A 12,865-nucleotide genomic window follows, 5' to 3' on the forward strand; every position below is an offset into this window, starting at 1 on the left:
GAACTCGATGGCGTCTGGTGAGGCAGGGCTGGTCCGGCGCACCATCTGGCTGCTGCGAGCGGTGGCGGCCCATCCCGAAGGCGTCGGCCTGAGCGAGGTCGCCCGCGAGGCGGGCATCCCGAAGGCGACCTGCTACCGGGTGCTGACGGTGCTCGAGCGCGAGAGCTGGTTGACGCTCGATCCGGTGACGCGGCGGTACCGGGTGTCGCTCGGGCTGCTGTCCATCGTGGGCGGCCTGCTCGACGGGGGCGGTGCGTACGGGCACATGCGGGAGGTCCTGCGGGGCCTGGCCGGGGAGACGCGGGAGACGGCGGGCTTCGACGTCCTGCTGGCGCCGAAGGTGATGGTCGTGGCGCAGGTGCCGGGACCGTCGCTCATCGGCCAGACGCTCAAGCCGGTGCCCCGGACCCAGCCGGTGTGGGCGACGTCCACCGGCAAGGTGCTGCTGGCGGCGCTCGACCCGAAGCAGGTCCGCGACGACTTCGCCGAGGAGTTCGCCGCCCACGCCCCGCAGGAGGTGGGCGACCTGGACTCGTTCATGGGCTCGCTGGCCGCGGTCCGGGCCCGGGGGTTCGCCTTCGCCTACGACGAGCTCGAGGTCGGCGCGGCCTCCGTGGCTGCACCCGTGCAGATCCGCGGCACGACGCCGTATGCCGTCTGGATCGGCGGCCCCACCTACCGGCTCACCCGCGGTCGCATCGACGAGGTGGCGGAGTCGGTCATGAAGGCCGCGCGGCAACTCAGCGAGCTGCTCAGCAACACCGATATCGACCTGCCCAGTGGGCTCGGCCGGCGCTGAGCGCCGGCGTTTTGACCGGACCGGACGACCGGCCGGTGGAGGAGGATGCAATGGCCGCATTTGAGGAGGCGCTGGCCGCGGCGACGGCGGTGGCCGGCCGGGTGCCGAAGGGCCTGTACATCGACGGAGCGTGGCGGCCGGCCCAGGGCGGCAAGGCGCTGGCGGTGGAGGACCCGGCGACCGGCTCGGTGATCGCGGAGGTCGCCGACGCCTCCGTCGCCGACGCCCTCGACGCCCTGGCCGCCGCCGACCGGGCTCAGCAGGCCTGGGCCGCCACGCCACCGCGCGAACGCGGCGAGGTGCTGCGCCGGGCGTTCGAGCTGATGCTCGCGCGGCGCGACGACCTGGCCGGGCTGATGACCCTGGAGATGGGCAAGGCCTTCGCGGAGTCGCAGGCGGAGGTCAGCTACGCGGCGGAGTTCTTCCGCTGGTTCGCCGAGGAGGCCGTCCGCATCGACGGCGGCTACCTCACCGCCCCGGGCGGCGGCTCCCGGGTCGTCGTCATGCGGCAGCCGGTCGGCCCGTGCCTGCTCATCACGCCGTGGAACTTCCCGATGGCGATGGGAACCCGCAAGATCGGGCCCGCGCTGGCGGCCGGCTGCACGGTCGTGGTCAAGCCGGCCAAGCAGACCCCGCTGTCGATGCTGGCGCTGGTCGGGATCCTCGAGGAGGCCGGCGTCCCGCGCGGCGTGGTCAACCTGTTCACCACGTCGCGGTCGGGCGCGGCCAGCTCGGCGCTGCTCGACGACGGGCGGCTGCGGAAGGTGTCGTTCACCGGTTCGACCGAGGTGGGCCGGACGCTGCTGGGCCAGGCCGCGCACCGGGTGCTGCGCACCTCCATGGAGCTGGGCGGCAACGCGCCGTTCCTGGTCTTCGACGACGCCGACCTCGACCTGGCGATCGAGGGTGCGGTCCAGGCGAAGATGCGCAACGTCGGCGAGGCCTGCACCGCCGCCAACCGGTTCTACGTCCAGCGCTCCGTGCTGGACCGCTTCGTCAGCGGCCTGGCCGAGCGGCTGGGCGGCCTCCGGGTCGGCCACGGGCTCGACCCCGAGACCGAGGTGGGCCCGCTCATCGACGGCAATGCGGTGCAGTCGGTCGGTGAGCTGGTCGCCGACGCGACGGCGGCCGGCGCCAAGGTGGTGACCGGCGGAGCGGCGATCGCCGGCGACGGCTACTTCTTCGCGCCGACGGTCCTGTCCGGGGTGCCCGGCGACGTCCGGACGGTCCGGGAGGAGATCTTCGGCCCGGTGGCCCCAGTCGTCGCGTTCGACGCGGAGGACGAGGCGCTCCGCATGGCCAATGCCTCGGAGTACGGCCTCGCGTCCTACGTCTTCACCGAGAACCTGGCCCGCGGCCTGCGGGTCAGCGAGCGCCTCGAGAGCGGCATGGTCGGGCTCAACCAGGGCATCATCTCCAACCCGGCCGCGCCGTTCGGCGGGGTGAAGCAGTCGGGTCTCGGCCGTGAGGGCGGGCGGGTCGGCATCGACGAGTACCTGAACATCAAGTACACCGCCGTCCGGGCGGCCTGGTGACCGCCTTCCTGCTGGCCGGCGTCCAGCTGCGGCCGGTCTTCGGTGACGTGCGGGCGAACCTCGCGGCCTCGTCGTTCTGGATCCGCGAGGCGGCCGCCCGCGGGGCCAGGCTGGTGGTGCTGCCCGAGGCGGCGTCGGCGGGCTACGTCTTCACGGACCGGTCGGAGGCGGCGCGGTATGCGGAGCCCGTGCCGGACGGCCCCACGACCGCCGGCTGGGCGGCGCTCGCGGCGGAGCTGGGGGTCTGGATCGTCGGCGGCGTGACCGAGCGCGACGGCGACCGGATCTACAACTCCGCGGTGGTGCTCGGGCCGGGCGGCCACCTGGGCACCTACCGCAAGGCGCACCTGTGGAACGACGAGAAACGCATCTACGACCGCAACACGGACGGCTTCCCGGTCTTCGACACGCCGCTGGGGCGCATCGGGGTGGGCATCTGCTACGACGCCTGGTTCCCCGAGACGTTCCGCAGCGCGGCCGTGCAGGGCGCCGATCTCGTCGTCCTGCCGTCGAACTGGGTGCCGGTGCCGGGGCAGCCCGACGACGGACCGGCGATGGCGCACCTGATGTGCATGACCGGCGCGCACAGCAACCAGTGCTACGTCGCCGGGATCAGCCGGATCGGCGTCGAGCGCGGGCAGGAGTTCGTCGGCCGGTCCGTGCTCGTGGGCCCCGACGGCTGGCCGCTGGCCGATCCCGCGAGCCGCGACCGCGAAGAGCTGGTGACGGCCGAGGTCGACCTCATCGGCACCCGCCGGGAGCGCCGGGACAACCCGTTCAACCAGCCCCTCGCCGACCGGCGGACCGACCTGTATTCGAGCTGATCCTCGGGCTGGTCCCCGGGCTGGTCCCGGGGATCCTCGAGCTGGCGTGAGCCCGGCACGGTAGCGGCCGGCCGATGCCGCATGCCCTGTTCCGGGCCGGATCACCTCGGCGTTGTCCGAGCCTCAGGACTCTTGACAGTCCATCGCAATATCGACAGTATTTGAACCGACGGTTCGATGAGTGAACCACACAGGAGGAATGATCGTGATCAGGGTCCGGAAGATCGTTCGCCACCTCGAGGAGACCTGGCTGGAGAACGGTCAGGACGTGCAGCCCCGCCACCGCGTCGCGTTCGTCGGGGTCGTCATCGAGAACCCCTACCCCAGCGCGTACGTGCAGGATCTGGTGACCCTGGCCGACGAGCTGGGCGAGGAGATCGGCAGCCTCATCGGGCCCGCCTGCGTCGAGCTGCTGGGCGACGAGGTCGAGGCGTTCGGCAAGGCGGCCCTCGTCGGCATCGACGGGGAGGTCGAGCACGGATCGGCACTCATTCACAACCTGCGGTTCGGCAACGTCTTCCGCAAGGCGGCCGGCGGCACGGAACTGCTGCCGGCGGCCGAGAAGGTCGGGCTCCCCGGCAGCCCGATCGACATCCCGCTCAAGCACAAGCTGGACGCCAAGACGCGCTCCCACCACCAGACGGTGACGCTGCAGGTCGCCGACGTGCCGCGGCCTCGCGAGATCTTCGTGATCTGCGCGGCGGCCAACGCCGGACGCCCGCTTGCCCGGCTCGCCACCTTCGGCGCAGAGGTCAAGGCCGGCTCATGACGATCACCGAGACCGAGGCCTGGACCGCGCAGCGCGTCAAGGCCGTCGACAAGGAGTACGTGATCCACTCCTGGTCGGTGCAGGGCGCGCTGGACCCCATCCCCGTGGCCGGCGGGTCGGGCTCGTGGTTCTGGGACTACGACGGGCGCAAGTACCTCGACTTCCAGTCCCAGCTCGTCAACCTGAACCTGGGCCACCAGCACCCCCGCCTCGTCGAGGCGATCCGCGCCCAGGCCGCGGACCTGTGCTACATCGGGCCGGGGTTCGCGGAGCGCTCGCGCGCCGAGCTGGCCGAGATGATCGCGGGGCTGACCCCCGGCGACCTGAAGATGAGCTTCTTCACCACCGGCGGCGCGGCGGCCAACGAGAACGCCGTCCGGCTTGCCCGCCACGTGACCGGCCGGCACAAGATCGTCGCCCGCTACCGCTCGTACCACGGCGCCACCGCGGGCGCGATGTCGCTCACCGGCGACCCGCGCCGGTGGGCCGCGGAACCGGGCATCAGCGGCGTGGTGCGCATGCTCGACCCGTACACCTACCGCTGCCCGGCCGGGCACCCCGACCCCTGCCCCGTCTGCTCGGGCGGCCCGCACCTCGAGGAGATCCTGCAGTACGAGAACCCCGAGACCGTCGCCGCCGTGATCGTCGAACCGGTCACCGGCACCAACGGCCTGCTCTATCCGCCGGACGGATACCTGCAGTCCCTGCGCGAGGTCTGCGACCGCCACGGCATCCTGCTGATCTTCGACGAGGTGATGGCCGGCTTCGGCCGCACCGGTGAGTGGTTCGCCTGCAACCACTGGAACGTCGTGCCCGACATCCTCATCACCGCCAAGGGCCTGAACTCCGGCTACGTCCCGCTCGGCGCCATGACGGTCTCCGCGCGGATCTCCGAGTGGCTCAAGGACAACATGTTCTGGGGCGGCATGACCTACGCCGGTCATCCCCTCGCGTGCGCGTCCGGCGTGGCCTCGCTGCGGATCATGGAGGACGAGGGCGTCGTCGAGAACTCGCGGGCGATGGGCGAACGGCTCGGCGCCGGCCTGGCCGCGCTGGCCGAGCGGCACCCGAGCATCGGCGACATCCGCGGCCGCGGACTCTTCTACGGCGTCGAGCTGGTGAAGCACCGCGGCACCCGGGAGCCGCTCGTGCCGTTCAACGCCAAGGGGGCCGCGGCGGCGCCGGTGAGCCGCCTGCTCAAGGCGGCGATGGAGCGGGGCGTGTACCTGACCGCCAACTTCAACGTTCTGCGCCTCACGCCGCCGCTGGTCATCAACTCCGGCGAGATCGACCTGGCGCTCGGCGTGCTCGACGAGGTGCTCTCGCTCGCCGACGACCACTACCAGGGCTGAGCCCACCACCGAACCCGCCCACGAGGGGAACGACATGGGATCGACACTGATCAGCAACGGCACGGTCGTCAACGCGGACTCGGCGATCCGCGCCGACGTCCTGGTGCGTGACGGGCGGATCGTCGCGCTCGGTATCGGTTCGGACTGGACCGCCGACCACGTCATCGACGCGACCGGGAAGCTCGTCATCCCGGGCGGGATCGACGCGCACACCCACCTGGAGTACCCGATCGACGGGTTCACCACCAGGACGGCCGACGACTTCCACACCGGGACCGTCGCCGCTGCCCACGGCGGCACGACGACGATCCTCGACTTCGTGAAGAAGGAGCCCGGCCGGTCGCTGTACGACACGTACCTGCGCCGGCGGGACGCGGCGGCGCGGCGCTCCGTCGTCGACTTCGGTCTGCACGCCATCGTCCCGCCCCGCGACCAGCAGCCCGACGTGCTCGACGACCTCCGCCGGCTGGCCGACGAGGGGGCGGCCAGCTGGAAGTTCTTCATGGCGTACCCGGGCACCCAGATGGTCGACGACGGTGAGCTCCTGGCGGGGTTCGAGCTCGCTCGCGAGCTCGGCGTGCTGCCGATGGTGCACGCCGAGAACGGGCACATGGTGGCCCGTGAGACGCAACGGCTGATCGACAGCGGCCGGACGGCCGAGCACTTCCACGCCACGGCACACGGCCACGACGCCGAGGCCGAGGCCGTGCACCGGGCGATCGTCCTCGCCGAATCCGTCGGCGCGCCGCTGTACGTCGTGCACGTCTCCAGCGCCGCCGCGGCCGAGGAGATCAGCCGGGCGCGTGCCGACGGCCGCCGGGTCTGGGCGGAGACCTGCCCGCAGTACCTGCAGGTCGCCTACGAGGACTACGCCGGCCTCGGCGAGCGGGCCGCCGCGTACCTGTGCTCGCCGCCGATCCGCGAGCGCAGCAACCAGGAAGGCCTGTGGAAGGCGCTCGTCACCGGCGCGCTGGCGACGGTGGCGACCGACCACGCGGGCTTCTGCATGCACCAGCCCGACGACCTCCCGCCGCAGAAGCTGCGCAGCCCCGGCTACTTCCCCAAGGTGCCCAACGGCGTGCCCGGCATCGAGGACCGGCTCATGGTGCTGTGGGAGGGCGGTGTGGCGAGCGGGCGGATCGACCCGTGCCGGTTCGTCGACCTGGTGTCCACCCGGCCGGCCAAGCTCTTCGGCCTCTTCCCCCGCAAGGGGATCGTCGCGGTCGGGGCCGACGCCGACCTGGTGGTGTGGGACCCGCGGGCCGATCACGTCATCACCACCGCGGGCACGCACATGCGGACCGACTACAACCTGTACGACGGGATGCGGGTGACCGGCAAGCCGGTCCACGTCCTCTCGCGCGGCGACCACCTGGTCGACGCATCGGGTTCCTTCGACGGCGCGGCGGGCCGGGGAGCCTTCGCCGAGCGCGGCACGCCGCACCTCTTCTGAATCGAGAACGGAGCTGTCAATACGATGAACCTTCCTCTTGGCATCCATGTCGGCGAGCGGCTCAGCCTCGAGCAGACCTACTGGCAGGCCGAGTTCGCCGACCAGAACGGGTTCGAGTCCGTCTGGGTCGCCGAGGGGCGGCTCGCCCGCGACGGCATCGTGCCGGCGGCGATCATCGCGAGCAGGACCCGCAACGTGAAGATCGGCACCGGCGTCGTCAACAACAAGAGCCGCAACGCCGCGCTGATGGCGGTCACGTTCAAGACGCTCGACGAGGTGGCGCCCGGCCGGGCGATCCTGGGCATCGGTGCCTGGTGGGAGCCGCTGGCGACCAAGGTCGGCCAGCCCCTGACCAAGCCGATCGCGTCGATGCGCGAGTACATCACCGTGCTGCAGTCGTTCTTCCGCAACGAGCTGGTCGACTTCGAGGGCGAGTTCGTGCAGATGCGCGGCGTGCGGTTCGACAGCATGTACCGCGAGAACAAGCCCGTCCACGTGCCGATCTACATCGGCGCGGTCGGCCCCAAGATGCTGGAGCTGGCCGGTGAGATCAGCGACGGCGTGCACATGGACTTCCTCCTGCCGCCGTCGTACCTCGCCGGCGCTCGTGCGGCCATCGACCGCGGCATCGCCAAGCGGACCGACGGCAAGCAGGAGATCGACCTCACCCAGATCGTCTCATGCAGCGTCAACGACAAGGACCCGCAGGAGGCCATCGACGCCTGCAAGGCGTTCCTCACGCTGTACCTGTGCCAGCAGCCGCACATCGCCGAGCACTGCGGCGTCGAGCGCGAGCTGGTCGACCGGCTCCAGGAGATCGCCGGCTGGCCGGCCACCCCGGAGGACATCAAGCGGGCGATGCAGCTCGTCCCCAACAGCCTGGTCCAGAACGTGACCGCCTGCGGCTCCACGGACGACGCGTACCAGAAGCTGATGTCGTACCACGAGGCCGGCGTCCGCAGCCCGATCATCTCGACCCTGGGCGACAAGGAGCAGACCCTCACCCGGCTCGCCCAGGCCGCGAAGGCCTGAGCCGATGACCCACACGACGCCCACGCGGATCGCGGTCATCGGCGGGACCGGCCCGCAGGGCCGCGGGCTCGCCTACCGCCTGGCCCGCGCCGGACACTCCATCGTGCTCGGATCCCGCGACGCCGCCCGAGCCGACGACGCCGCCGCCCAGTTGCGGCAGCAGCTCGCCGCCGCCGAGATCACCGGTGCCGCCACGGTGGTGGGTGCGTTCCACCACCTCTCCGCCCCGCTCCTGCTCGACCCGGAGGCGGACCTGAGCCACGAGGACGTCCTGGTGTGCGGCGACGACCACGCGGCCAAGGAGCTCGTCATGGGGCTGGCCGTCGACGTGACCGGCGGCCGGGCGGTCGACGCCGGCCGGCTCCGGCTGGCCCGCCAGCTGGAGCCGCTCACCGCCGTGCTCATCTCGGTGAACAAGCGGTACAAGACCCGGTCAGGGGTGGCCATCACCGGACTGACCCAGGCCCCCCAGGAGAGGGTCCACGCGTGAAGCTCGCAGCGCTGCAACTCCAGGCCTCCGCCGACCGCACCGAGACGATCGGGCGCGCCGCGGACCTCATCGACGACGCCGCCGGCCAGGGCGCCCGGATCCTCCTGCTGCCGGAGCTCTTCGCCGTGCCGTTCGTCCAGCCGGAGCCCGACCTCGAGTACTTCGAGCTGGCCGAACGCCTCGACGGCCCCTCGAACCGGATGGCCGCCGAACGGTCGCGGCAGCACGGCATGACGATCGTCTCGTCGATCTTCGAGGCGGCCGACGTGCCGGGCGTGTACTACAACACCGCCTGCACGTACGTCGCGGGCGAGCTCAGGTCGGTGTACCGCAAGTCGCACCTGCCGTTCTCGAACGGCTTCCCGGAGAAGTTCTACTTCCAGCCGGGCGGCTCGGAACCCGAGGTCGTCGACACCGGAGAGACCCGCGTCGGCACCATCATCTGCTACGAGCGGCACTTCCCCGAGCTCAGCCGGATCGTCGCCCTGCGCGGCGGGTCGGTGCTCTGCGTGCCGGTGGCCTCGGCCAGCGCACCCATGCGCGAGGTCTTCCAGCTCGAGCTGCGCGCGCACGCGGTGTTCAACGGCATGTTCGTGATCTGCTCGAACCGGGTCGGCAAGGAGGGCGTCAAGGACTACTTCGGCCTCAGCGCCGTCTACGGCCCGGACGGCGACGTGCTCGCCGAGGCCGGCGGCGCCGACGGCGTGGCCGTGGCGGAGGTGGACCTGAGCCTGGTCGAACTGTCCCGGCGCAAGCGCCCGTTCCTGCGCGACCGGCGCCCCGAGCTCTACGCCCGGCTGACGACGATGGGCCCGACCGCGTAACCCCGGGCCGGCGTGGCGCATGCGGTGCCGTCCCGCACCGCATGCGTCGCCGCCCGGCCGCCCGCCGACGGCGTGCGGGACCGAAATCTCCGTGCGCCATGAACTCAGCCTCGCCACTGCCCGTTGTTGCTGGCACCAACGAAGCCAGCAGCCTCCCGAGGGCGGCAAGGAAGAGTCAGCATGCGTACCGATTCGCAGCGCCACGCCAGGCCGGCCTGGCACCTCAGTCGCCGAGCGCAGACCATGCTCGGCGCCGCCGTTGCCCTGGCGCTGGGCGCCACCGGCTTCTACCTCGCGGGCGCCAGCGCCGGTGAGGTCGCCGGGCCGGGTGCCCGGCTCGAAGCGGAGGCGTTCGCAGCGCAGTCCGGCGCCAGAACGGAGCACACCACCGACACCGGCGGCGGCGAGAACGTCGGCTGGCTGGCCGACGGTGACTGGATGCGGTACGACGGCGTGACCCTCGGCGGGGCCGACCTCACCGCCCGCGTCGCGGCGCACAACCCGGCCGGCGGCTCGATCGAGCTGCACCTGGACTCGCCGGCCGGCACGCTGCTGGCCACGTTCCCGGTCACCGGCACCGGTGGCTGGCAACATTGGACAACCGTCACCGCCCGGGCCGCGAGCGTGCCCGCCGGCAAGCAGACCCTTGTCGCGGTGATGCGGAGCCAGCAGCACGCGGACTTCGTCAACATCAACTACTTCACGCTCGGCACCGGCGGCGCGACACACGCACCAGCCACCGCGACCGTCGGGGCCCCGGGCGGTGGTAGCTCCTCGCCCGCCGCGCCGTCCACCGCCGCGCCGCCTGCGCCGTCCGGCTCCGCACCGACCGGCAACTCCGGGGGCGGCTGGGTGCCGGTCGACGAGGCGGCCTGGCAGCGGGAGCTGGCCGCCTTCAACGCGATCAAGCAGCTGCCGGTCCCGCCCGGCACGACGCGGGTCGCCGAGTTCCACACCGACTGCACCGTGTCCAACGAGGCGAAGGACGACCCGATCGTGCTGCCGGGGCTGCCGGGCGCCTCGCACATGCACACGTTCTTCGGCCCGACCGTGGACGCGGCAACCACGCCGGACGATCTGCTCAAGCGCCCGACGACCTGCAACGCGCCGGGCGACAACAGCGCCTACTGGGTGCCGCAGCTGCTCCGGAACGGGCAGCCGGTGAAGATCAAAAGCTTCCGGGTGTACTACGGGTCACGGCTGGCGGACCCGTCGGTGACGGTACCCTTCCCGCCCGGCCTCCTCGTCGTGCACGGTGACGCGAAGCGGCAGGTAGCCACGCCGAAGGGCGCCAGCGGCCAGTTCTGGTGCGCCGGCAGCGCCGAGACCGGCCGCAGCGCCGACGGCAACTGGCCGGTCTGCGCCCCCGGCGGCAACCTCATCTTCCAGCTCGTCTTCCAGGACTGCTGGGACGGCAGGCACATCGACTCGCCCGACCACAGGTCCCACATGGGCCCGATGCAGGGCGGCAAGTGCACCGGCCAGTACCCGGTCGCCGTCCCGAACCTCTCGTTCATGGTCAACTACGAGTCGCTCGGCGGGGACGGACTGCAGCTCTCGTCGGGCATGGCCTCCTCGATGCACGGCGACTTCATGAACGCGTGGAAGCCCGAGAACCTCGGCCCGCTGGTGAAGATCTGCCTCACCGCGAAGGCCAAGTGCGGCACCGAGCCGACCTTCGCCGGGGGCTGAGCGTGGCAGAACCCACCCCGACCGGTCACGGCGCTGTGCGGCGGTTCCCCGAGTCGTCCAGCGCCTCCGGCCGGACCAGTGCGGCCGCCGACACCGACTGGTCCACCGACGACGCGCTGTTCCCCGAACGGCCACCGATCATCTCGCACCGCGCGCCCCGCCGCGCGTCCCGCCGGCGGTTGCCGCGCATCGCCGTACTCACGTTGGCGCTGACGACGGCTGCGTGGGCCGCGCCGGTCGACTGGCCGGCGCCAGGGTCCGCCAGGACGGCGAGCCAGAGCCCGGACGACGCACCGCCGCCCGGGCAGTACGGACCCGTGCCGGACCGTCCGGCGCCCGACCACTCCACCACCTCCTCCGCACCGGCCGTCATGCCCAGTCCCGCGCCGGGCCGGAGCGGCACGCCGGTCACACCGCCGTCGACACCGGGCGCACCGGCCCGTACGACCGCGCCGGCCAGCCGGCCGGGAACACCCGCACCCGCCACGCCGGGCGCCTCGGCACCACCCGGCTCGGTCGCACCGGCCGCCGGCCTGACGGTCCGGGTGGTGAACGCGCAGAGCGGTCTCACGATCGCGGTGGCGGGCGGCGCCACCGGCAACGGCGGCCTGATCGTGCAGACCGGCGGCAGCGGCCGTGCCCAGCAGTGGCGCGTCGAAGATGTCGGTGCCGGCTGCTACCAGCTGGCCAACGCACACTCCGGGATGGCGATGGACAATCCGGGCGGCAGCACCGGCAACGGCACCCAGATGCAGCAGTGGAGCTTCGCGCCCGGCAACATCAACCAGACCTGGTGCTTCTACGAGGCCGGCGGCGGGCTGTACTCGATCCGGAACCGGGCGAGTGGACTCCTGCTGGCGGTCCGCGCCGGCAGCTCCGGTGAGGGCGACGCCGTGCAGCAGTGGGCCGGCGATCCGGCCGCACCACAACCCAGCCAGTCCTGGAGGCTCGTCCCGGCCTGATCATCGACCGGCCGCCGGTACCGGCGCCGGCGATCCCTTCGTGAACCGCGCCCGCGCCCGGTACGTAGTGCCCGTGCCCGGACCGGCCCCGAGCGCCCGCCGAGGCCGCCCCGGCACCTGCAGACACAACGGAGGAAGGGCACACCGTGAACCGAGGATCCAGCGAGGACGAGTGGGATCAGGCACAGGACTGGGAACTCGTCGCCGACGGGTCGGGCCGGGACGAACCGCGCGAGGTGTGGAGCGTCGACGACGCCGCCGACGACGATCCCACGCCCGCAGCGGACCCCACGGTCCACCAGCGCCGCCCGCAGCCCCGCCGGCTGTTCACGATGGCGTTCGTCGTGGTCGGGGCACTGACCGTCGTGGCGGCGATCGGCCTGACCGCCGGCTGGGGCAGGTCCGGGCCACCGGCCGCACCGGCGAACTCCGGGCCGCCCGCCCAGGGCGGCGCCGCCATGGGTACCTACCCGCCGATCGAGCCGGTACCCGAGCCCAGTGGCACACCCGCCGCCTCGGCGGCCGCATCGGCACCGACCCAGGCCACGACGCCGCCACCCGCCCGGAACTCGACGCCGCCCGGCCGCAACACCGAGACGCCGCGCACCACCGTCACGGCGTCCGCCGCCAAACCCTCGGGCAAGGCCACCACCACCGTGGCCGCGCCCACGTACACCGCGCCACGGGCCGGCATCACCGTCCGCCTGGTCAGTCTCGCCAGCGGGAAGTCCGCCGGGGTGAGCCAGGGCTCAGCTGCCGATGGTGCCCGGGTGGCCCAGAGCGCCGACGTCGCCGGCACCGCGCAGCACTGGCGGATCGTGGCGGCCCAGTCCGGCTGCTTCCATCTGGTCAACGTCCGCTCCGGCAAGGCGCTCGACAACACCGACGGCACGTCCGTCAACGGCCGGCAGATGCAGCAGTGGACCAACTTCGACGAGAACACCAACCAGACCTGGTGCTTCCAGGGTGTCGGCTCGGACCGCTACTCGATCCGCAACATGACCAGCGGATTCCTGCTCGACGTCCGGGACGGCGGGACCGCCGACGGCGTCGCGGTCCAGCAGTGGAACGCCGATCCCGCGGCGCCCAACGCCAACCAGACCTGGCGGATCGTCCTGGTCTCCTGACGGCCG

General features: G+C 72.2%; 13 protein-coding genes. 12 read left to right on the forward strand and 1 reads right to left on the reverse strand.

Features of this window, described 5'->3' with window-relative positions:
• Positions 1–7 precede the first annotated feature (7 nt).
• The 10 genes from IEZ31_RS37705 to IEZ31_RS37750 all read left to right on the forward strand — a co-directional run bounded on the left by IEZ31_RS37705 (position 8) and on the right by IEZ31_RS37750 (position 10,770).
• Positions 8–799, forward strand: coding sequence for an IclR family transcriptional regulator (locus tag IEZ31_RS37705; protein ID WP_190254884.1), 792 nt, complete (start codon positions 8–10; stop codon positions 797–799).
• Positions 800–849: 50 nt separating this feature from the next.
• Positions 850–2,334, forward strand: coding sequence for an NAD-dependent succinate-semialdehyde dehydrogenase (locus IEZ31_RS37710; protein WP_190254885.1), 1,485 nt, complete (start codon positions 850–852; stop codon positions 2,332–2,334).
• The gene (locus IEZ31_RS37715; RefSeq protein ID WP_229836239.1) at positions 2,331–3,158 is read left to right on the forward strand and encodes a nitrilase family protein; all 828 of its coding nucleotides are present in this window, start codon (positions 2,331–2,333) and stop codon (positions 3,156–3,158) included. Before IEZ31_RS37710 ends, IEZ31_RS37715 begins: the two co-directional genes overlap by 4 nt.
• 205 nt (positions 3,159–3,363) lie before the next feature.
• Positions 3,364–3,927, forward strand: coding sequence for an amino acid synthesis family protein (locus tag IEZ31_RS37720; RefSeq protein WP_229836241.1), 564 nt, complete (start codon positions 3,364–3,366; stop codon positions 3,925–3,927).
• Positions 3,924–5,279 (forward strand): aminotransferase class III-fold pyridoxal phosphate-dependent enzyme, encoded by a 1,356-nt coding sequence (locus tag IEZ31_RS37725; RefSeq protein WP_190254886.1) that lies wholly within the window; start codon positions 3,924–3,926, stop codon positions 5,277–5,279. Before IEZ31_RS37720 ends, IEZ31_RS37725 begins: the two co-directional genes overlap by 4 nt.
• A gap of 34 nt (positions 5,280–5,313) precedes the next feature.
• Complete coding sequence (hydA, locus tag IEZ31_RS37730; protein WP_190254887.1) at positions 5,314–6,732, forward strand: dihydropyrimidinase; 1,419 nt, start codon at positions 5,314–5,316, stop codon at positions 6,730–6,732.
• A gap of 24 nt (positions 6,733–6,756) precedes the next feature.
• Complete coding sequence (locus tag IEZ31_RS37735; RefSeq protein ID WP_190254888.1) at positions 6,757–7,764, forward strand: LLM class flavin-dependent oxidoreductase; 1,008 nt, start codon at positions 6,757–6,759, stop codon at positions 7,762–7,764.
• A 4-nt stretch (positions 7,765–7,768) separates the two neighbouring features.
• Positions 7,769–8,254: an NAD(P)-binding domain-containing protein gene (locus tag IEZ31_RS37740; RefSeq protein ID WP_190254889.1), complete on the forward strand. Its 486-nt coding sequence runs from the start codon at positions 7,769–7,771 to the stop codon at positions 8,252–8,254.
• A complete protein-coding gene (locus IEZ31_RS37745; protein ID WP_190254890.1) occupies positions 8,251–9,078 on the forward strand; it encodes a carbon-nitrogen hydrolase family protein in 828 nt (275 codons plus the stop codon). Before IEZ31_RS37740 ends, IEZ31_RS37745 begins: the two co-directional genes overlap by 4 nt.
• A gap of 180 nt (positions 9,079–9,258) precedes the next feature.
• Positions 9,259–10,770, forward strand: a complete 1,512-nt coding sequence (locus IEZ31_RS37750; RefSeq protein ID WP_229836243.1) for a DUF1996 domain-containing protein — start codon at positions 9,259–9,261, stop codon at positions 10,768–10,770.
• A 25-nt stretch (positions 10,771–10,795) separates the two neighbouring features.
• Here IEZ31_RS37750 and IEZ31_RS37755 read toward each other — a convergent pair whose 3' ends face one another.
• The gene (locus IEZ31_RS37755) at positions 10,796–11,341 is read right to left on the reverse strand and encodes a hypothetical protein (protein WP_190254891.1); all 546 of its coding nucleotides are present in this window, start codon (positions 11,339–11,341) and stop codon (positions 10,796–10,798) included.
• On the opposite strand from IEZ31_RS37755, the gene IEZ31_RS37760 reads away from it, so the two are divergent.
• Together IEZ31_RS37760 and IEZ31_RS37765 are read left to right on the forward strand one after the other, a co-directional pair.
• Entirely contained in the window at positions 11,319–11,732 is a 414-nt protein-coding gene (locus IEZ31_RS37760; protein WP_190254892.1) for an RICIN domain-containing protein, read from the forward strand. The two genes, IEZ31_RS37755 and IEZ31_RS37760, sit on opposite strands and share 23 nt — an antisense overlap.
• A gap of 146 nt (positions 11,733–11,878) precedes the next feature.
• On the forward strand, positions 11,879–12,859 hold the full coding sequence (locus tag IEZ31_RS37765; protein WP_190254893.1) for an RICIN domain-containing protein: 981 nt from the start codon (positions 11,879–11,881) through the stop codon (positions 12,857–12,859).
• The last annotated feature ends 6 nt before the right edge of the window (positions 12,860–12,865 follow it).

The sequence above is a fragment of the Dactylosporangium sucinum genome, assembly GCF_014647515.1.
Taxonomy (GTDB): Bacteria; Actinomycetota; Actinomycetes; order Mycobacteriales; family Micromonosporaceae; genus Dactylosporangium; species Dactylosporangium sucinum.